Source organism: Micromonospora sp. 15K316 (genome assembly GCF_004348525.1).
GTDB lineage: Bacteria > Actinomycetota > Actinomycetes > Mycobacteriales > Micromonosporaceae > Micromonospora.
Genome location: NZ_SMKG01000115.1, coordinates 1 through 18,418 on the forward strand (window position 1 = coordinate 1; position 18,418 = coordinate 18,418).

An 18,418-nucleotide genomic window follows, 5' to 3' on the forward strand; every position below is an offset into this window, starting at 1 on the left:
CCCCTGATGCGACCCGGCCCGCCCGGCACCGCCCCCGGCTCCTTCGTCACAGGCCGTGACGGCGCGCTTCGGCGTACCCTGCAATCCGGCCCGGGAGACTGTCGGGAAACCCTGCGGCGGCTGCGGCGGGCCCAGCCGACGACCGGCGGCGTGGGGAGATCGGTCCGGATACGACACCGACCGGGATCCGGACCGTTCCCGCCTTGCCGGATCGCTGCCTGGACTCGCCTCGCCCGCCCCGGGGTCTCCCGACAGTCTCTGGGCCGTGCGGTGCGGAGCCGTCGCCACGAATGCGCGGCTTCTCGTGCGGAGGGGGTGCGATGCGATGACAGGTCGGGAGCCGCGGGGCCGGATGAGCCCGCAGCACGGCGGCCGGCTGCCGATGCCGCGATCCTGGACGGCGCCGGTACGAGCGATGACCCGCATCCTCAGCACCGACGGCGCGCAGCGTCTCCCGCAGCCGGCCCAGTCGGGGCACGACGCGATCGTCGACTGCGCGCTCTATGTCGACGGGAAACGGCAGCCGGGCGACTGGAACTACGCCGACGCCCTGGCCGCCGCCCGTGCGCAGCAGGGCTTCGTCTGGCTCGGACTGCACCAGCCCGGGCTGGAGCAGATGAGCGCCATCGCGGCCACGTACGGGCTGCACGAGCTCGCCGTGGAGGATGCGGTCAAGGCCGCGCAGCGCCCCAAGCTGGAGCGGTTCGGCGACGTCAGCTTCCTGGTGCTGCGTACCGCCCGCTACTGCGAGCACGCCGAGCTGACCGAGCACTCCGAGGTCGTGGAGACCGGGCAGGTGATGCTCTTCATCGGCCCGAACTTCCTGATCAGCGTCCGGCACGGGGACGCCGGCCGGCTCTCGCCGATCCGGGCCGACCTGGAGACCAAGCAGGAGTTGCTGCTGCACGGGCCGTGGGCGGTCGCGTACTCGATCACGGACCGGGTGGTCGACCTGTACCTGGAGGTCGCCGACAAGATCGAGGACGATCTCGACACCCTGGAGGCCCAGGTTTTCGACCGCGACGGCAGCGGACGGATCCAGCGGATCTACCAGATGAAGCGGGAGCTGGTGGAGTTCAAGCGGGCCGTGGTGCCGCTGCAACGCCCGCTGCTGACGCTGACCTCGCAGGTCAACCGGGAGGTGCCGAAGGAGATCCGGCGCTACTTCCGGGACGTGCAGGACCACCTCAGCCGCACCGTCGAGCAGGTGAACTCGTACGACGACCTGCTGAACTCGATCCTCCAGGCGCGGCTCGCCCAGGTCACCGTCGACCAGAACAACGACATGCGCAAGATCGCGGCCTGGGCGGCGATCGCCGCGGTCTGGACGGCCATCGCCGGCATCTACGGCATGAACTTCACCTACATGCCGGAGCTGGACTGGAAGTACGGCTACCCGGTCATCTGGGCGCTGATGCTGGCCTGCTCGTGGATGCTGTACCGCTGGTTCCGCCGCAACGGCTGGCTCTGACGCCCGCCCGCGGCGGTCGGCTCGGTCCGGGGGAGCGGCGGGGCCGGCGACCCGGGCCCGGCCCGGCGGCGGACACGCGGAAGCGCCGGCGGTGCGGGGTTCGGTTCCCGCCGTGCCGGCGCTGTCCGCGCTGACCGATAGTCAGCGGCGCCCGTTGGTGCGGGCCTTGCTCGTCGCCCTGCTCACGTCGTCGGCCGGTCGGCCGGAGACGTCCGTGGCACCCTCGGCCACCGACGGGACCTTGTCGGTCGGCTGGATCTTCGACGTGCCGCCGGGCGGGATGGTGGTGGCGCTGTCGCCGCCGGCCACCGCCGAACTGCCGGCTCCCGTCGGGCCACCGGCGACACCCGACGTCCGCGGCGTGGACGCCTCGGCCATCTTCGCGCCGGCGGGCGTCGACCGGGTCCGCACCTCGATCGTGTCCATCTCGTCGTGCATCGGCTCCAGGGTGCGGGTCGGGTCGTACTCGGCCCACTCCTGCTGCTCCCGCCGACGCCGTACCGCCATCATCCCGGCCACGCCGGCGATCGCACCCGCAGCCAGCAGGCCGGTCATCATCCGGCGACGGCGCGGCTGCTTCTTCTTCCCGCTGATCCGCATGTTCCTCGACTTCGCCTTCCTGGTCATCGAACCCGCCTGCGCGGCACCATCGCGGGCGGCCGCGGCGAGCGGGGCGAGCGAGGTGAGGGTCGTGTCCCAGCCGGTCGCGGCGCGATCACGCAGCATCGTCGCCGCCGGTCCGACGTGGTCCCGCGCGGCCTGGACGCGCGGACCGACCGTCGCGCCGGCGCCCCTCGCGGCGTACGTGGCTGCCTGCAACAGGTGACCGATGCCCTGATTCAACTCGGCCTTTGCCAGCTGCCCCTGGGACTTGCGTCGTCCCACTCCAAACACGGTCCCACCTCCTGGGAGTTTGTTCCTTCGTCATCCTCCACCTTCGGATGCCTCCGCGATGCCAGATCGGGCACATGGGAGGATCCGCATGGAACTGACCAACGAGTGAGGAGTACCCGTGGCCGAGGCCATCTACGCCACCTTGCACACCAACGCCGGCCCGATCCGGCTGGAGCTCTTCTCGAACCACGCGCCGAAGACCGTCCGCAACTTCGTGGAGCTGGCCGAGGGGACGCGCGAGTACGTCGACCCCCGCACCGGTCAGCCCGGCAAGGGGCCGTACTACGACGGCACCATCTCGCACCGCGTCATCTCCGGTTTCATGATCCAGATGGGTGACCCGACCGGCACCGGCCGTGGCGGCCCGGGTTACAAGTTCGCCGACGAGTTCCACCCGGAGCTGCGCTTCGACCGGCCCTACCTGCTCGCGATGGCGAACGCCGGGCCGGGCACCAACGGTTCGCAGTTCTTCATCACCGTCGGCCCGACCCCGCACCTGAACAACCGGCACACCATCTTCGGTCAGGTGGCGGACGAGCAGTCGGCGAAGGTCGTCGACTCGATCGCCAACACCCCGACCGGCCCGAGCGACCGTCCGCTCCAGGACGTCGTCATCGAGCGGGTCGAGATCGAGCGCTCCGCCGCCTGAGGCGCGCGCGAGGTACCTTTGCTCGCATGACTGAGCGCTCCGGAGGGTGGCCACGGTGAGCGAGTCGCCGCCGACCACCCCGGTCTGCTACCGGCACCCCGGCCGGGAGACGTATGTCCGCTGCACCCGATGCGATCGGCCGATCTGCCCGGACTGCATGCGCGAGGCGTCGGTCGGGCACCAGTGCCCGGAGTGCATCAGTGAGGGGCGTCGTAGCGTCCGGCCGGCGCGTACCGCCTTCGGCGGCGGTGCCGCCGGCCGGCACGGCTACGTCACGAAGGCGTTGATCGCGGTCAACGTGTTGCTGATGCTCCTCTCCATCGCCTCCGACCGGGGCGGCGACGCGGCGGTGGGGGGTTCCGGCTTCGCCGGGCTGCTCGGCGGCAACACGCCGCTCACCGACTGGGGCGCGGTGCTGGGCCTGGCCGTCTTTCCCGACGGGACCCTGGGTGGCATCGCCGACGGCGAATGGTACCGGCTCATCACCGCGATGTTCCTGCACTACGGGCTGCTCCACCTGCTGCTGAACATGTGGGCGCTCTGGGTGCTGGGCCGCTCGCTGGAGGCCAACCTCGGCCCGTTGCGTTTCCTGGCGCTCTACCTGATCGCCGGGTTCGGCGGGAACGTCGCCGCCTACCTGTTCAGCGCCCAGAACTCGGCCACCGCCGGGGCGTCGACGGCGATCTTCGGGCTCTTCGCGGGGATCTTCGTGATCATGCGCCGGCTCGGCCGGGACACCTCCGCGATCCTGCCGGTGCTCGTGGTCAACCTGGTCTTCACCTTCGCCGTGCCGGGTATCTCCATCGCCGGGCACCTCGGCGGCCTGGTGACCGGCGCCTTGATGGGGCTGGTCCTGGCGTACGCCCCGCGCGGGCGTCGGACCCTCGTCCAGGTCGTCGGCAGCGCGATCATCGTGCTGGCGCTGACCGGCCTGGTCCTGATCCGCAGCGCCCAACTCCTGGCCGGCTGACCAGCAGATCCGCGCCGGGTGCCCGGCTCATCGCGGCCTGTGTGACCGCGCGGGCCGCGTGGGGGTCACGCGCCGGCGGCCGTACGGGCCGTGTACAGCACCCGGGCCACCTCACCAGGCGAGTCGCCGAGGTCGTACCGGCCGAAGAGGTGCAGCGCCTCCCCGGCGTCAATCTCCAGGATCTCGGTGGTCAGGCCCAGCCGGGGTCGCCGGTCCACGCTGATCGCCTCGATCGACGCCCACGGCAGCTGACGGCGGCTCGCGAAGCCGTGGACGACGGTGAGTCCCGCGGCGTCCACCGCCAGCCGCACCGGCGCGACGACGTCGCGGGCGGCCCACCCCAGCAGTACGGCGGAGACGAGCCCGGCCAGCGCGAGGCGTACCGGATCGCCGTCGGCGAAGAGCAGACCGATCGACATGAGCAGGACCGCGCCAGCGAGTTTGGCGGCAGGCAGACTCGCGGGCACCCGCCACCGTCGTACCGGGAAAGTCTCCTCCACCCGTTCAGCATGCCAGCGGGCCCCGGGTCGGGGGCATCGTCTGCTGTGCCCTTCGCGACGTAGGCGCGCCCGGGCGAGTCGGCGTCGGCGAGATCGGACGACTCGGCCCGGGACGCCGGGGTGGTGGAGGACGTAGGATCGGGGCAGCCCAAGTTACCGGGGAGTAGTCATGAGTGACGCGGTCATCGTCGGCGCGGTACGTACCCCAGTCGGTCGACGCAAGGGCAGTCTCGCGGGCGTGCACCCGGTCGACCTGTCGGCCCACGTGCTGCGTGCCCTGGCCGAGCGCACCGGCGTCGACCCCGCGCTGGTCGACGACGTCTTCTGGGGCTGTGTGTCCCAGGTGGGTGAGCAGTCCTGGAACATCGCCCGCAACGGCGTCCTCGCCGCCGGCTGGCCCGAGACCGTCCCGGGCACCACTCTGGACCGGCAGTGCGGCTCCAGCCAGCAGGCCGTGCACTTCGCCGCGGCCACCGTGCTCTCCGGGCAGGCCGACCTCGTGGTCGCCGGCGGGGTCGAGTCGATGACCCGGGTGCCGATGGGCTCCAGCGTGGCCGGTGGGATGCCGTTCAGCGACACGATCCGCGACCGCTACCGCGGCGTCGAGGGCTTCGCCGAGGACGCCCCGCTCCCGTTCAACCAGGGCGTCGGCGCCGAGCTGATGGCGCAGCGGTGGCGCTTCTCCCGCACCCAGCTCGACGAGTTCGCGCTCGCCAGCCACGAGAAGGCGGCGGCCGCGCAGGACGCGGGCGCGTTCGACCCCGAGCTCGCCCCGGTCGCGCTCGCCGACGGCGGCAAGTTCGCCGCCGACGAGGGCATCCGCCGCGACACCTCGCTGGAGAAGCTGGCCGAGCTGGCCACCCCGTTCCGGCCCGACGGTGTGGTCACCGCCGGGTCCGCCTCCCAGATCTCCGACGGCGCGGCCGCGCTCGCGGTCACCACGAGCGAGTGGGCCAGCCGCCACGGGCTCCGCCCGCTGGCCCGGATCCACACCGCGGTGGCCGCCGCCGACGACCCGGTCACCATGCTCACCGCGCCCATCCCGGCGACCGCGAAGGCGCTGCGCCGCGCGGGGCTGGGCATCGAGGAGATCGGGGTGTACGAGGTGAACGAGGCGTTCGCCCCGGTGCCGCTGGCCTGGCTGGCCGAGACCGAGGCGGACCCGGAGCGGCTCAACCCGCGGGGTGGCGCGATCGCGCTCGGGCACCCGCTCGGCGCCTCCGGCGCCCGGATCATGACCGGCATGCTCCAGCACATGCGGGACAACGGGATCCGCTACGGGTTGCAGACGATGTGCGAGGGCGGCGGGATGGCCAACGCCACCATCGTCGAGCTGCTCTGACGAGCCGACTCCCACGGGATCCCCTCCTGTCGGGCGTTCACCCTCCCGATCATCTGATCGCGCCGGCCGGGTCCGCCGTGAGGTGGACCGGCCGGGGAGCGATTGGGCGCAGAGCCGGGTGGCGTCCGATGTCGGACACGTGGTGCGACGGCGAGGCGTGGAACTTGCACAATTTCTGCGTGACCCACGTCACTCCCGATCGGGTGTCGTTGGGCAGGACATGGACGTCTTCTCCCGAACGTTCCTTCCGGCCGCCGCCGAGGCCGGCCTGGCGATGCAGACCGTCAGCCGGCACATGCCCGTCTTCCGCCGCTGCGTCGGCTCGGGCGACGCCACCATCCTGGTGACCCGCTGCAGCCGTCCCGAACGGCCCGCCGGCGGCGAGTACCTTCTCCTGCTCACGCACCGGCGACTCGTGGTCACCCAGCAGACCCGGGTGCTGCACCGGCTCCGCCTGCACCTCAACACCGAGCTGCGCGAGCTGAGCAACGTCACGTGGAGCCCCGACCCGCGGACCCACTCGATCGAGCTGGCCGCGACCGCGATCGACGGTGTGCGCGAGCACTTCCTGATCCGCACCGGCCAGCCGAAGCAAATGTGGCAGCTCGACACGCTGCTCAACCACGCCTTCCGCACCCGCCTCCGGCCGGCGCAGGAGCGAATCGTCGCCACCATCGGTGAGCCGCCGGCCAGCGCGATGCCGGCCACCCTCCGCCCGGCGACCGTCCGCTGACCGGTTCGGCCGGCGGCGCTCAATGGTCGCCCGCGACGGTGCGGGCCCCCGGTCGTGCCATTACCGGGGGCCCGGCCGTCACCGGGTCAGTAGACCCGTGAGCCGATGAAGTCGTCGTGGCCGTAGCCGACCGGGTCGGCGAAGGCACGCGACTCGAAGGACCACCGCTGCCGGTTGCTCGTCGAGCAGGTGGCGAGCCGCAGCCGGGGCGTGCCCAGCAGCGGATTGTCGAAGGCCAGGCAGAGGCTGGTGTCGCCGGCCGGCTTGAGCTGGTTGCCGGCGAAGACGAACTTCTGGTTCGCGCCGGCGTGGCAGTCGTAGAGGTTCACCGCCGTGCCGGCGGTCAGCGACCCGTTGGCGACGTCGAGGCACCGGTCGTGGGAGAGCTCCGAGTGCAGCGACTGCCGGGTCGGGTCGTACCAGAGGCCCTGGTTACGCCCGCCGTGGCAGGCGTACGACTGCTGGTGCGTGCCGTTGCGTGAGTCGTACCCCCTGCTGTCCACGCAGGTGCCGGTGGCGACGTTGCGGAGCTGCTTGAACTCGAAGAGCCCGCTGTGCAGTACGCCGGTGCCGGTGCTGGCCGGGTCGACGCAGGTCGCCTGCTGCTGGCCGGAGTTCCAGAACTGGGTGATGCACTGCGCGAACATGCCGTGCCCACGGTAGTTCGGGTGGAACGACTGGCGGGCCGCGTTCTCGTCCCAGATACCCAACTCGATGTAGAGGCCGCGGACCGAGGTGCTGTCGGTGCAGACCTCGTGGCCGTGGAAGAGGCGGCTCGCGTCCAGGTAACGGGTGCCGGTGTTCGCCGCCGCCGCGCGCAGTGCCGACTCGAACAGCGGCACCGCCTTGTTGCGGGCGAACGCCGCGTCCGCCAGGTAGAGCAGGCAGCCACCCGCGTACCAGCCGGGGAAGTCCGGGTTGTCCTCGACGTCGGGGCTGGCCGGGCTGGGATACGACATGAGCACCAGTTCGTAGTCGGTGGAGAGGTAGCCGGCCCCGGTCATGGTGTTCCGGATGTCGATGAGCGCCTCCTCGACCGCCTGGCGGCTGCCGTCCGTACGGACCGTCCACTGATCGGTGTAGGTGGGGTAGCACGGGCCCTGGAAGAAGACGCGCCTGATGGCGCAGTCGGTGGCGACCGGCCCGAACTGGATGGTGCCGTCACCGTTGGCGCCGACGACCACCCAGATCAGGCGTACGTGCGTGTTGCGTGCCTTGATCGCGAGGTGGTCGCCCTGGTTCAACTCGTTGTGCTGCGTCGGCCCACCGGCGACGAGGTTCCACGGGGTCGCGCCCGAGCAGGCGATGTTGTAACGCTCGTCGGCCGGGATGCCGGTGCGGAAGATCGCCTGGTCGTACGAGCGGTCGCACCAGTTGCCGGGTTCGTGGGTGCCGGGGACGTAGTTGCCCACGCCCTCACCGGAGATCTCGCTGTCCCCCATGGTGATCAGCGACGTGCGGCGCTGCTCGATCGGGCGGATCGCCGGGCTGCCGTAGAGGGCGGTCGCCTCGGCGGCACGGACGGCTTCGAGGTCGGCCGGGAGCGGCTGGATGGTCGGTCGGTCGGCCGCGGCGGCGGGGGTCGCCGACCCGGTGAACATCGGCAGGGCGAGAGCGGCGGCGACGGCGGCGGCCAGGACGCGCCGTCTCCTGGTCCGTTCGCGCCTGGCGGAGGTGGCAGGCATCGACGCACTCCTTTCCACTCAATCGTCAGGCGTCGATTGAGTTACCAGAAAGTAACGTGCGAGGGCGGCCATGTGAATGCGTCTCGTGATCCTTGCGCGGAGTGCCGAACCGCACCCTTCGGGGCGATCCGGACCTGCGCGCAGGAGGTCGCGCCGCCGGTGCCGCTCGGACACCGCCACCCGGACGACGTCCCCCGGTCGGACGCCGCCGTCCGGTCGGACGGCGACAGTCAGCGGCCGGGCGGTCGGACGCCGCCGCCCGGTCGGACGGCGACGGTCAGCGGCCGGGCGGCAGCGCGTACCCGACGTAGCCGCGGTACTCGACCTGCCATCCGGCCGGCACGAGGCGGGTGCACGCCGTCCGGGGGCCGGTGCAGACGATGGCATCCACCGAGGACGGCTCGGCCGGTGGCCGCTCGGGGAGCACCGACTGGAGGGCCACCAGCTCGGGCGGCCGTCCGTCCGCGTCGCGCAGCAGCAGCCACCAGGGGTACTCCCAGTTGTCGTTCTGCTCGACCAGACCGATCCGGCGGGCTCCGCTGGCGCGTACCGCCTCGGCCGCCCAGCGGAACTCGTCCGTCCACTGGGGCCGGCGCAGGAACCGGGTGTCCCACTCGGCTGTGGTGAAGACCGAACCCGAGCCGACCAGCCGGCGCGGGAAGCCGTACGACACGGCGAGCACCCCGGCCAGCGCGGAGGTGGCCAGCACGGCCACCGCCGCCAGGACGGCGATCGACCTGCGCGGCCGGGCACCCGCGGCGGCGGTGCGCCGGCGGAACACGGCGTCCAGCCAGACACCGGCCAGCGGCGCGGCCATCACCAGGGCGTAGAGCAGCAGCCGGTTACCCCACGGCTGCCACTTGATCATGGCGGTGTGCAGCAGCACGGTGGTCACCACCACCACCGCGTACGCCCGCAGCGACCCGGTGCGGGTCGGGCTGATCCGCCCCGGCCGGGCCAGCGCGAAGACCGCCCCGAGCAGCGCCAGCGATGCGGCGAGCGGGAACGCCACCCGGTCCTCGTCCGGGTACCAGGCCGGCTCGGGGAAGATCTCCCGGCCGAACGTGATCTCCCGGTCCTGCGGGTCGACGCCGATGGCCTCGGCCCCGTCGACGATCGCCGTGGCGGCGGCGTCGCGCAGCGGCGCGAGCGGAGTGTCGAGTGCGGTGTGCCCGATCCGCAGCACGTTGACCAGGATCGAGGCGGGGTCGTGCCGCTCCATCGGGATCGATTCGCGCAGCCGGGGCGGCCCGAGCGGGTGTCCGAACTCCACAGTGACCCGGGCCAGAAACGGCCCGACCACCGTGGCCGCGACCAGCATGATCAGCAGCGAGGCGCCGACGGTCCGGGCGACCGGGACGGGACGGGCGGCGGCGCCGCCCGTCCCGCCGGTCGGCGCGCCACCGCCGTCCTCGCCTTTGGAGCCCGTGAGCTGCGGCGTCTCCGGGCGGGCCAGCCGGAGCTGGGCCAGCCCCCAGAGCACCAGCAGCGGGCCCACCCCGATGAGGCCGCTCGTCTTCGTCACGGCGGTGAGGCCGGTGGCCGCACCGAGCCCGAGCAGCGTGCCCAGCCCGGTACGCCGGTGCAGCCCGTCCAGCGCCAGGGTCGCCGCGCAGGCCACCCAGGCGGCGACCACCAGGTCGGTCTGGGTGCTGGTCGCCTGCAACACCACCATCGGCGTGGTGGCCAACGTGAACGCGGTGAGCAGCTGGGCCCGCCGCCCGCCACCCAGTTGAGCGGCGATCCGGGCGGCCGCCAGCAGGCAGAGCACGCCGGCCCCCCACTGCACCAGGTTGTGGAGCCGGTCGCCGCCGGTGAGCAGGCGCAGGTGCAGCAGCAGGTACTCCGCGCCGGGCGGGATGGTCACCTGCCGGTGGATCGCGGTGGGCCAGAACTCGAGGCCACCCTGGAGCACCCAGTGCTCCACCTTGGGCAGGTGGTACGTCTGCGAGTCGAAGTTGTTCGGTTCGGCGAGGAGCGCGACGACCAGCTCGACCAGGAGCAGCCCGCCCACCGTGCCGGCGAGCAGCCGCTCGCCGCGGCTCGCCGTACGCCAGTGCCGGGCGAGTCGCGTCCGCAGGCCCTCCCGCTCCGGCCCGCGCCCGGGGGTGCCGGTCGCCGGGGGCGTGGTGCCGCCAGAGGTGACGTCGAGGGCCGCCGGCGCGGTGGACGCGCCGACCAGTGCCTGCTGCGGGGCGGCGGCGCGTGTCGCTCCGCTCCGCGCGGCGTCCCTGCGGCGACGAACCAGCGCCGCCAGCGCGGTGGTGGCGAGGAAGAGCAGCCAGCTGAGGGCGAACGCGGTAGGCGTCAACGCGCGCAGCGCACCGAGCACCTCGACCGTGAGCACCGCGAAGCTCCCGGTCACCAGCGCCGCCCGGACGACCGCGAGTCGTAGTGGTGCGGTCACGGCGCCGTGCGGTCTGATGGCGCGGACGAGCAGGAGCAGCGCGGCGACAGGCGCCACCGTGAGCAGGGAGCCAGCTGCCGACATGGCGGGAAGTAAACACCATCCGGACGGCCGCGCCACGCCGGACGCCCGACGGTACAGGCCACCACTGCGCTGACCATCCAGGCTACGCTAGGCCCGACAGGCCGTCCGTACCGTGGAGATTTCCGTGAAGCTCTCGATCCTCATGCCCGTATACAACGAGGAAGATCGCATCGCGGATGCCCTCAAGCAGGCACTCGCGGTCGACTACCCGTGCGAGATCGAGCTGGTCGTGGTCGACGACGGTAGCCGTGACGGCACCGCCGAGGTGCTCGACCGCGCCGACGACCAGCGCCTCCGGGTCATCACCCACCAGCGCAACGCCGGCAAGGGCGCGGCCATCAAGACGGCCGTCGACAACGCCGAGGGTGAATACATGGTCATCCTCGACGCCGACCTGGAGTACGACCCGCAGGACATCCCCAAACTGCTCGATCCGGTGCTCGACGGCCGGGCCACCGTGGTCTACGGCAACCGCACCTTCGGCAGCCACAGCGCCTACAGCTTCTGGTACGTGATGGGCAACAAGGGCGTCACCATGGCGGCCAACCTGCTCTTCAACTCCTACATCGGCGACCTGGAGACGTGCTTCAAGCTGATGCCGGTGTCGCTCTACCGCTCGCTCGACGTCCGCTCCCGTGGCTTCGGGATGGAGGCCGAGGTGACCGGCAAGCTGCTGCGCCGCCGCATCCGCCCGTACGAGGTGCCGATCAGCTACCGGGCCCGTGGGCGGGAAGAGGGCAAGAAGATCACCTGGAAGGACGGCGTCGAGGCCATCTGGATCCTCGGCCGCGAGCGCACCCGCCGCCGTCCCACTCCGGCGTCCCGCTGACCGCGCGGCTCCTTCGACGAGAGGCGCTGCCCGGTCCGGCGGTGCCGACGCCAGGAACTCCCTGACCGCCCGGCCGGCCTTGTCCGGGCCGCGCCACCGGTGCCGGTCCTCGGCTCGGTGTCGTTGCCGCGTCCGTTCTCGCTGGTGCCGGTCCTCCGGCCGGGTCGCCGCACTGTCCGGCCGTGCGTGGCCCGCTCTTCTTCCCGTCGCCGCGGCTGGCTGCTGGTGGCGGTGGTGCGGGCCGTGTCAGTAGCCTTGAAGTTAAATCACGCTTCAACTCAAGGCGACGACATGCACGAGTCCCTCACCATCGGCCAGCTCTCCACCCGCAGCGGCGTGGCCCCGTCCGCGCTGCGCTTCTACGAACGGCTCGGTCTGATCCACGCCGAGCGGACCGGCGGCAACCAACGCCGGTACGCCCGCTCCGCGCTGCGCCGGGTGGCCTTCATCCGGATCTCCCAGCAGGTCGGCATCTCGCTCGACGAGATCCGCGCGGCCCTCGACTCGCTCCCCGCCTCCCGTACGCCGACCGCCTCGGACTGGGCGCGGCTCTCCAGCGTCTGGCGCGAGCGGCTGAACGAGCGGATCCGGCTGATGACCAAGCTCCGCGACGACCTGGACAGCTGCATCGGCTGCGGCTGCCTGTCGTTGCAGCGCTGCGCCCTCTACAACCCGGGCGACTCGCTCGCCGGTGAGGGGCCGGGCGCCCGTCTGGTGCTGCCCCGCACCGAATCGGAGCCGGAGGTCGACGTCAGGACGTCGTGAGCAGCACCTTGCCGAAGTGGTCGCCCTCCACCAGCCGGTGCGCGTCGGCGGCGGCCGCCATCGGCATGCGGCGCTCGACGATCGGCCGGATCCGGCCCGACTCGACCAGCGGCCACACCTCGTCCCGTACGCCCCAGACGATCGTCGTCTTCTCCGCCACCGGCCGCGACCGCAGGGTGGTCGCCGTGATCGTGGCCCGCTTGGTCATCAACGCACCGAGATCCAGCTCGGCCTTGCGACCGCCCTGAAGACCGATCACCGCCAGCCGCCCGCCGGTGGCGAGCGCCGCCACGTTCCGCGCCAGGTAGCCGCCGCCCACGATGTCGAGGATGACGTCCGCGCCCCGACCGTCGGTGAAGCGCCGAACCTCCTCGACGAAGTCCTGCTCCGGGTAGTCGATCGCGTGCGCGGCGCCCAGCTCCCGCAGCCGGTCGTGCTTGGCGGCGCGCGCGGTCACCAGCACGGTGGCGTCGAGGGCCGCGCCGAGCTGGATGGCGAAGGTGCCGATGCCGCTGCCGCCACCGTGCACGAGCAGCGTCTCCCCGGAGCGCAGCTCCGCGAGCTGCACCACGTTCGACCAGACCGTGCAGGCCACCTCGGGCAGCGCGGCGGCGTCGACGAGATCGACGCCGACCGGCACCGGCAGCAGCTGCCCGGCGGGCACCGCCACCCGCTCGGCGTACCCGCCGCCGGCCAGCAGCGCGCAGACCTCCTGGCCGACCTCCCAGTCGGTCACGTCGGACCCGACGGCGCTGATCACGCCCGAGCACTCCAACCCGGGGTACGCGGGCGCGCCCGGCGGCGGAGGGTAGTGCCCCTGCCGTTGCAGCAGGTCGGCCCGGTTCACCGCGCTGGCCCGTACGTCCACCACCACCTCGCGAGGGCCGGGCACGGGATCGGGCACCTCGGCCCAGACGAGTGCTTCGGGGCCGCCGGGTTCCGGAACGATGATCGCGTGCATGGCCCAGTCTTACCCGATCCGCCCCGCCCTCCACGCGCCGGCCGGAAGTCCCGACCTCGGCATCGCGCACGCACCCCGGCTCGACGGTAGCCGTCCGGCGGGGAGCGGGAGGGCCTGGCGGCGCTGCGGCCCTCGGTCGTTCCGGGCGGCCGTCATGGCAGACTAGGCACGGCCGCGCACCTCTGGTTCGCGGCTCAGGAGGGTTCGCCTAGTGGCCGATGGCGCTGGTCTTGAAAACCGGTAAGGGGGCAACCTCTTCGTGGGTTCGAATCCCACACCCTCCGCCACCCCGAACAGTAAAAACGCTCCCTGACCAGCGCGAACGCCGGTCAGGGGGTGTGTTCGTCAGTAGTGAGCGGTCTTACTTCGTCTCCCTTGGGGCCGGTGGATCTCACTGGTCGTGTCGTTTACGTGTCGGCGGTATCCGGCCCCCCTACCGGTCCCGGCTTGGGCAAGGACCAGGCTGAACAATGCACAGGTGGACCTCCTGATCGACAGCGCCAGGGCTGAGGACGCCCCAGCCCTGGCCCGCACGATCCTGGCGGCCTGGCTGGAGACCTACCCCGATCAGGACGCCGGGATCAGCGAGGCATGGATCCGGGCACATCGCGGCGACGTAGTCACCAGTGAGGGCATTGCTCAGTGGCAGGGGTTCATCGAGGAGGTCGAGCGCCAGCCCGGTCGGCGCTTCTGTCGTGTCGTGCGCAACGGGGGCGAGATCGTCGGCCTCCTGTGCGGGCAGCGGGCCGAATCGGTCAGTCTCGGGCCGATGTACATGCGGCAAGAGGCACAGGGCCGAGGCATCGGACGTCAGTTGATGGCGGCATTTCTTGCCTGGGCCGACGACGAACTCATCAGCCTGTGGGTCACCGCGTACAACGAGCGAGCCATCAGCTTCTACAAGCACTACGGCTTCGAAGACACCGGCGAGCGGCACCTGTGGCGGGACAGGCTGCCGAACATCCGCATGACCCGGCCCGCCGGGGGCGGACAACGAGGAGCCAAGCCCTGAACGGCTGTGCGCCCCTACCTGTGCCGAGCTGCGTCTCTTCACCAGCGCGAACGGCGGTCAGGAGGGGTGCGGTCAGGCTCGTTCGAGCGTGAGCAGCGGCTCGGCGAAGACGGGCGCCGGGGCGTCGGGGTTCGCGGCGACGGCCTCCTCCAGCCGACGGAAGCCGGCCTCCAGGTCGTCGGGGCCGAGCTGCCCGAAGAACGAGAGGGTACGCAGGCGCAGCCGCGCGAGCATGTCGCCGTACGTGCCCACGGAGGGCTCGGTGACCGTGCCGAAACCGGCGACCCGCCAGCCGATCGACGTGAACATCTCGATGACCTCGTGCAGCGGCTGGAAGAGCGCCGCGTCCACCTCGTAGCCGCGCGGGAAGTGCTCCAGCCACCAGGGCCGGGGGTGGTGGTCGCTGAAGTTGCCGCGCAACAGCAGCCGCCCGCCGGGCCTGAGCACCCGGGTCAGCTCCCGGGCCGCCCGGGGCTTGTCCTGCACGTGGTGCCAGGACAGAAACATGAGCGCGTAGTCGGCGCTGCCGGAGGGCACCGGCAGGTCCTCGGCGGAACCGGCCAGGTACCGCACTCGGGGGTGCGTGGAGTGCGCCTGCGCGATCTCGCGCATGCGTACCGCCGGCTCGACGCCGGTGACCTGGCCGAACGCTTCGGCCAGCGCGGGGGTGAACCGGCCGGTGCCGGAGCCGACGTCCAGCCCGGCCAGCGGGCGCCGTGCGGGCAGCACCGCCGCGAAGGCGTCGATCCACACCCGTAGCTGCTCCTCGTTGAGCGCCCGGCCGCGGGCGTAGTCCTGGTACTGCTCCGTGTCGTAGTCGATCGACCTCATCCGCACCTCCCGCGTGAGCCGGGCGACATGACGTCGTCCCGATATATCAATGCGATACATCGGCACGATATTTGCCGTCGCGTCACCCCACAAGGGGCAGTGCGCGCTATCGGGCGGTGGAGACCAGGACCGGCCAGCGCCGCCAGACGGCGACGTGCACCACGACCCCGAGCGCGAGGTAGTTCAGCGCGGCGAGCGCCACCCACCCGTCGGCGGTGGTCCGGGTCCAGTCGATCCCGGCCGCGTACGCGGACAGCGCCAGGTACAGCACCGCGGCGACGAGGCCGACCACCGGCAGGACGGAGAGCTGCCGGACGCCGGTGCCCGCTCGCGCCGCCGGCCAGCCGTCGAAGAGCATCGAGACCAGCAGCGCCGCGGCGATCACCGTGCCGGCGATGGCGTTGATCAGATCCACGTCGCCACCGGTCGCCCACCAGAGCAGCGGGAAGCTGACCGCGGTGCCGATCACCACCGCCGCGTTGCCGGCCGCGAGCCGCAGCCCCGGCCGGCGCATCCGGGTGAAGGGCCAGCCGCGCAGGGCCACGAAGAGCAGCACCTGCCAGACGCCGAGGACGAGCAGCACCGCGCTGTACGTCGCGACCGGCACCGGGCCGCCCGGATTCCGCAGCCGCTCGGCCTGCCGCACGTGGGCCGGTACGTCGTCCAGGTTCACCAGGAGCAGGTACGCCACCACCGCGATCACCAGCGACCCGAGCAGCGCGACGACGCCGCCCCGGAACCAGCCGAGCCGGCGTATCGGCCGGCCCTCACAGACCAGCGTCAGGTGGAGGATGATCGTGAAGGCCGCCGCGCCCAGCGCGAGGGTCACCGGGAAGGTCGGCGGATGCCCCGGGCCGGGATCGGGGTCGAAGATGCCGCGCAGGTCGACCCGGCTGGTCACGGCCTGGCCGAGGATTGTCGACAGCACCGCGCCGACGCCGATGACGACGGTGTCGGTGATCCCCGACCAGCCCGGCCGGAGCCGGCTGCCCGGCCAGTCCTGCCACCAGAACGCGACAGTCGCGATCATCGGCAGGGCGAAGGTGGTCAGGGGCCCGAGAACCAGCAACGACGGCTCCGCGCCGCCGAGCGCGGAGGCGAGCAGGAAGAAGAACGGTACGACGAAGGTGAGCCCGGCCAGGCCGAGGGTCGGTTGGCTACCCGCCGGCTGTGCGGGCAGGTGCGGGCCGGGGTGCTGGGTCGCGCCCGGATCGTCCGCCCCACCCGCCCGAGTCATGTTCGGTGTCCATCGCAATCGTCGGCTGCGCGCTCGACCACCCGGTCCGGGTCACCGCGACCGCGTATCCAGACCTTATCGAGGTCAGCGGCGTGGGACGGCAGGTTCCTGGACGCGCCGGCTCACTCCTGCGCCCCATCCTCCCGGCGCTGTTCCCGGATCTTCTCCTCGGCCAGTCGCTCGACGGCGCGACGGCGTTCCTCGGCGATCGCCCGCTCGTCCGGCCGGTGCCGGAGAGCGGTCACGACCGCTGCGAAGAAGTCACGCCACATGCTGGTCACGAGTTCTCTCCCGGGACGTCTGGAACCAACGGTAGTGAGACGAACGGAGCGTCCGCACCTGCCGCTTCCGGTCGATTGCTCCGACGCGGCAGGGTAAGAAGATCACAGGACGTTCACGCGCACATCGGAAGGACGCGTCTCGATGACCTTGGAACGACCGATCGCCCCGGACCCGTACGAACTGCTGCCCACCGTGCCGTCGTTCACGCTGACCAGTGACGACGTGCAGAACGGCGAGCCGATGGACGTACGGCACGCGCATCCGAGCCTGGGCGGTGAGAACCTCTCCCCGCAGCTCAGCTGGTCGGACTTCCCGGCCGGCACCAAGAGCTTCACGGTCACCTGCTACGACCCCGACGCCCCGACGGGCAGCGGGTTCTGGCACTGGGTGCTGGTCAACGTGCCGGCCGGCGTCACCCAGCTACCGCGGGGCGCCGGCGGCGGAGCGGGTGCCGACCTCGGCGGGGCCTTCGCGGTCCGCAACGACTACGGCGAGCAGGGCTACGGCGGCGCCGCGCCGCCGAGCGGGGACCGACCGCACCGGTACGTCTTCGCGGTGCACGCCCTGGACGTCGACCGGCTGGACGTGACCCCGGACGCCACGCCGGCGTACGTCGGCTTCAACCTGGCCTTCCACACCCTGGCCCGGGCGGTCATCCGCCCGACGCACCAGAGCAAGTGAGTTGAGCCCGCCCTCCCCGTGATTCCACCGGGCCACGCGACGCGCGGTCACGGGATCACGGGGAGGGAACGCCGGGGGTCAGGCCGGTACGCGGGCCACGGCGAAGACGGACTGCCCGAACGGCGGGCGGGCCATCTGTTCGGCGGCCTTCGTCGCCGGGAGCACGAGCGTGTCGTAGATCTTGACCATCGGGCCCTCCTTCGGCATCAGCCGGAAGACCTTGGTGGCCATGAAGTAGCCGAGCAGGCCGAGCGCGTTCGCGTAGTGGATCTTCTCTACGGTCAGTCCGGCGTCGGTCATCGCCGCCGCGAGCGTCTTCTTCGTGTACCGGCGGACGTGGCCCGTGGCGATGTCCGCCGGGCTCATGGCGAACTGGAAGGCCGGCACGATGATGATGACCGCGCCGCCGGGCCGGACCAGCTCACGCATGCTGCGCAGCGCGAGCACGTGGTCCTCGATGTGTTCGAGCACGTTGTACGAGACCGCCGCGCTGTGGTTCCCCCGCTCCGAGTGCGGCAGCAGCATCTCCCGGACGTCGATGTTCGGCTGGTCGGCCAGGCGCTCCTTCAGCCGGACCAGGCGGTCCGGGTCCGCCTCGGTGGCGGTGAACCGGGGGGTGTGCTGGGCCCACTCGAGCGCGTAGTCGCCCAGCCCGCTGCCGATCTCGATCGGATCCTCGCCCAGGTACGGCACGGCCAGCTCGACGAACCAGCGGCGGTGGTTGACCGCGGTCGCGAGACCCTCCAGCACCTCGGACTGGACGCGCTGATCACCAGTGATTTCTGCCATGCGTCGATTCCTCACGGTATGAACTCGACCCGCGCCTGGACCGACAGAGTGAATCATCCGCGCGGACGGCAGAAGAATCGGGGGAACCTGATGGCCGAAATGCGGTCGGGGGGTGGCGCGTGATCGGCGGTCGGCGAACCCGGCACATAGTACGGCAGTACCCCGAAACGTGTCACGTGCACGTCATACGCTGACTACGCTCCGAATTGTTATGACTACTCCTCATCCGGGCGAACCCGAAGGCGGCATCGCGGCCGGTGCGTCAGCGGGCGGCGGGCGGGAGGAGCGCTCGGGGC

General features: G+C 71.7%; 18 protein-coding genes and 1 tRNA gene. 10 read left to right on the top strand and 9 right to left on the bottom strand.

The window, feature by feature from the left end:
• The first annotated feature begins 325 nt into the window (after positions 1 to 325).
• Positions 326 to 1,471: a magnesium/cobalt transporter CorA gene (corA, locus tag E1211_RS20505; RefSeq protein ID WP_371686179.1), complete on the top strand. Its 1,146-nt coding sequence runs from the start codon at positions 326 to 328 to the stop codon at positions 1,469 to 1,471.
• 141 nt (positions 1,472 to 1,612) lie between these two features.
• Here corA and E1211_RS20510 read toward each other — a convergent pair whose 3' ends face one another.
• Positions 1,613 to 2,365, bottom strand: coding sequence for a hypothetical protein (locus E1211_RS20510; protein ID WP_132350627.1), 753 nt, complete (start codon positions 2,363 to 2,365; stop codon positions 1,613 to 1,615).
• A gap of 118 nt (positions 2,366 to 2,483) precedes the next feature.
• Here E1211_RS20510 and E1211_RS20515 point away from each other — a divergent pair, with 118 nt between their 5' ends.
• A complete protein-coding gene (locus E1211_RS20515; RefSeq protein WP_132350628.1) occupies positions 2,484 to 3,014 on the top strand; it encodes a peptidylprolyl isomerase in 531 nt (176 codons plus the stop codon).
• A 55-nt stretch (positions 3,015 to 3,069) separates the two neighbouring features.
• A complete protein-coding gene (locus E1211_RS20520; protein ID WP_132350629.1) occupies positions 3,070 to 3,984 on the top strand; it encodes a rhomboid family intramembrane serine protease in 915 nt (304 codons plus the stop codon).
• A gap of 65 nt (positions 3,985 to 4,049) precedes the next feature.
• Here the strand turns inward: E1211_RS20520 and E1211_RS20525 are convergent, their stop codons facing one another.
• On the bottom strand, positions 4,050 to 4,484 hold the full coding sequence (locus tag E1211_RS20525) for a PH domain-containing protein (protein ID WP_243709622.1): 435 nt from the start codon (positions 4,482 to 4,484) through the stop codon (positions 4,050 to 4,052).
• A gap of 169 nt (positions 4,485 to 4,653) precedes the next feature.
• Here E1211_RS20525 and E1211_RS20530 point away from each other — a divergent pair, with 169 nt between their 5' ends.
• A complete protein-coding gene (locus E1211_RS20530) occupies positions 4,654 to 5,826 on the top strand; it encodes an acetyl-CoA C-acyltransferase (RefSeq protein WP_132350630.1) in 1,173 nt (390 codons plus the stop codon).
• Positions 5,827 to 6,046: 220 nt separating this feature from the next.
• Positions 6,047 to 6,559: a hypothetical protein gene (locus E1211_RS20535; protein WP_132350631.1), complete on the top strand. Its 513-nt coding sequence runs from the start codon at positions 6,047 to 6,049 to the stop codon at positions 6,557 to 6,559.
• A gap of 86 nt (positions 6,560 to 6,645) precedes the next feature.
• Here E1211_RS20535 and E1211_RS20540 read toward each other — a convergent pair whose 3' ends face one another.
• Positions 6,646 to 8,244: a ricin-type beta-trefoil lectin domain protein gene (locus tag E1211_RS20540; protein ID WP_132350632.1), complete on the bottom strand. Its 1,599-nt coding sequence runs from the start codon at positions 8,242 to 8,244 to the stop codon at positions 6,646 to 6,648.
• Positions 8,245 to 8,521: 277 nt separating this feature from the next.
• Positions 8,522 to 10,735 (bottom strand): glycosyltransferase family 39 protein, encoded by a 2,214-nt coding sequence (locus E1211_RS20545; protein ID WP_132350633.1) that lies wholly within the window; start codon positions 10,733 to 10,735, stop codon positions 8,522 to 8,524.
• 124 nt (positions 10,736 to 10,859) lie between these two features.
• Here E1211_RS20545 and E1211_RS20550 point away from each other — a divergent pair, with 124 nt between their 5' ends.
• Positions 10,860 to 11,564 carry a glycosyltransferase family 2 protein gene (locus E1211_RS20550; protein WP_132350634.1) on the top strand — a complete coding sequence of 235 codons (705 nt, stop codon included), beginning with the start codon at positions 10,860 to 10,862 and terminating at the stop codon, positions 11,562 to 11,564.
• A 291-nt stretch (positions 11,565 to 11,855) separates the two neighbouring features.
• Entirely contained in the window at positions 11,856 to 12,329 is a 474-nt protein-coding gene (gene soxR, locus E1211_RS20555) for a redox-sensitive transcriptional activator SoxR (protein WP_132350635.1), read from the top strand.
• Here soxR and E1211_RS20560 read toward each other — a convergent pair.
• Complete coding sequence (locus tag E1211_RS20560) at positions 12,316 to 13,290, bottom strand: NAD(P)H-quinone oxidoreductase (protein WP_132350636.1); 975 nt, start codon at positions 13,288 to 13,290, stop codon at positions 12,316 to 12,318. The genes soxR and E1211_RS20560 overlap by 14 nt on opposite strands.
• Positions 13,291 to 13,487: 197 nt before the next feature.
• Here E1211_RS20560 and E1211_RS20565 point away from each other — a divergent pair.
• Together E1211_RS20565 and E1211_RS20570 are read left to right on the top strand one after the other, a co-directional pair.
• Positions 13,488 to 13,577 (top strand) — tRNA-Ser (locus E1211_RS20565).
• Between the two features lie 191 nt (positions 13,578 to 13,768).
• Positions 13,769 to 14,302: a GNAT family N-acetyltransferase gene (locus E1211_RS20570; protein ID WP_165947304.1), complete on the top strand. Its 534-nt coding sequence runs from the start codon at positions 13,769 to 13,771 to the stop codon at positions 14,300 to 14,302.
• A gap of 72 nt (positions 14,303 to 14,374) precedes the next feature.
• Here the strand turns inward: E1211_RS20570 and E1211_RS20575 are convergent, their stop codons facing one another.
• The 3 genes from E1211_RS20575 to E1211_RS32625 all read right to left on the bottom strand — a co-directional run bounded on the left by E1211_RS20575 (position 14,375) and on the right by E1211_RS32625 (position 16,651).
• Entirely contained in the window at positions 14,375 to 15,133 is a 759-nt protein-coding gene (locus E1211_RS20575) for a class I SAM-dependent methyltransferase (protein WP_132350638.1), read from the bottom strand.
• Positions 15,134 to 15,239: 106 nt separating this feature from the next.
• Positions 15,240 to 16,370 (bottom strand): hypothetical protein, encoded by a 1,131-nt coding sequence (locus E1211_RS20580; RefSeq protein ID WP_132350639.1) that lies wholly within the window; start codon positions 16,368 to 16,370, stop codon positions 15,240 to 15,242.
• A 122-nt stretch (positions 16,371 to 16,492) separates the two neighbouring features.
• On the bottom strand, positions 16,493 to 16,651 hold the full coding sequence (locus E1211_RS32625; RefSeq protein ID WP_165947305.1) for a hypothetical protein: 159 nt from the start codon (positions 16,649 to 16,651) through the stop codon (positions 16,493 to 16,495).
• Positions 16,652 to 16,793: 142 nt separating this feature from the next.
• On the opposite strand from E1211_RS32625, the gene E1211_RS20585 reads away from it, so the two are divergent.
• Positions 16,794 to 17,333, top strand: coding sequence for a YbhB/YbcL family Raf kinase inhibitor-like protein (locus tag E1211_RS20585; protein ID WP_132350640.1), 540 nt, complete (start codon positions 16,794 to 16,796; stop codon positions 17,331 to 17,333).
• Positions 17,334 to 17,411: 78 nt separating this feature from the next.
• Here the strand turns inward: E1211_RS20585 and E1211_RS20590 are convergent, their stop codons facing one another.
• Complete coding sequence (locus tag E1211_RS20590) at positions 17,412 to 18,122, bottom strand: bifunctional 2-polyprenyl-6-hydroxyphenol methylase/3-demethylubiquinol 3-O-methyltransferase UbiG (RefSeq protein ID WP_132350641.1); 711 nt, start codon at positions 18,120 to 18,122, stop codon at positions 17,412 to 17,414.
• Positions 18,123 to 18,418 lie beyond the last annotated feature (296 nt).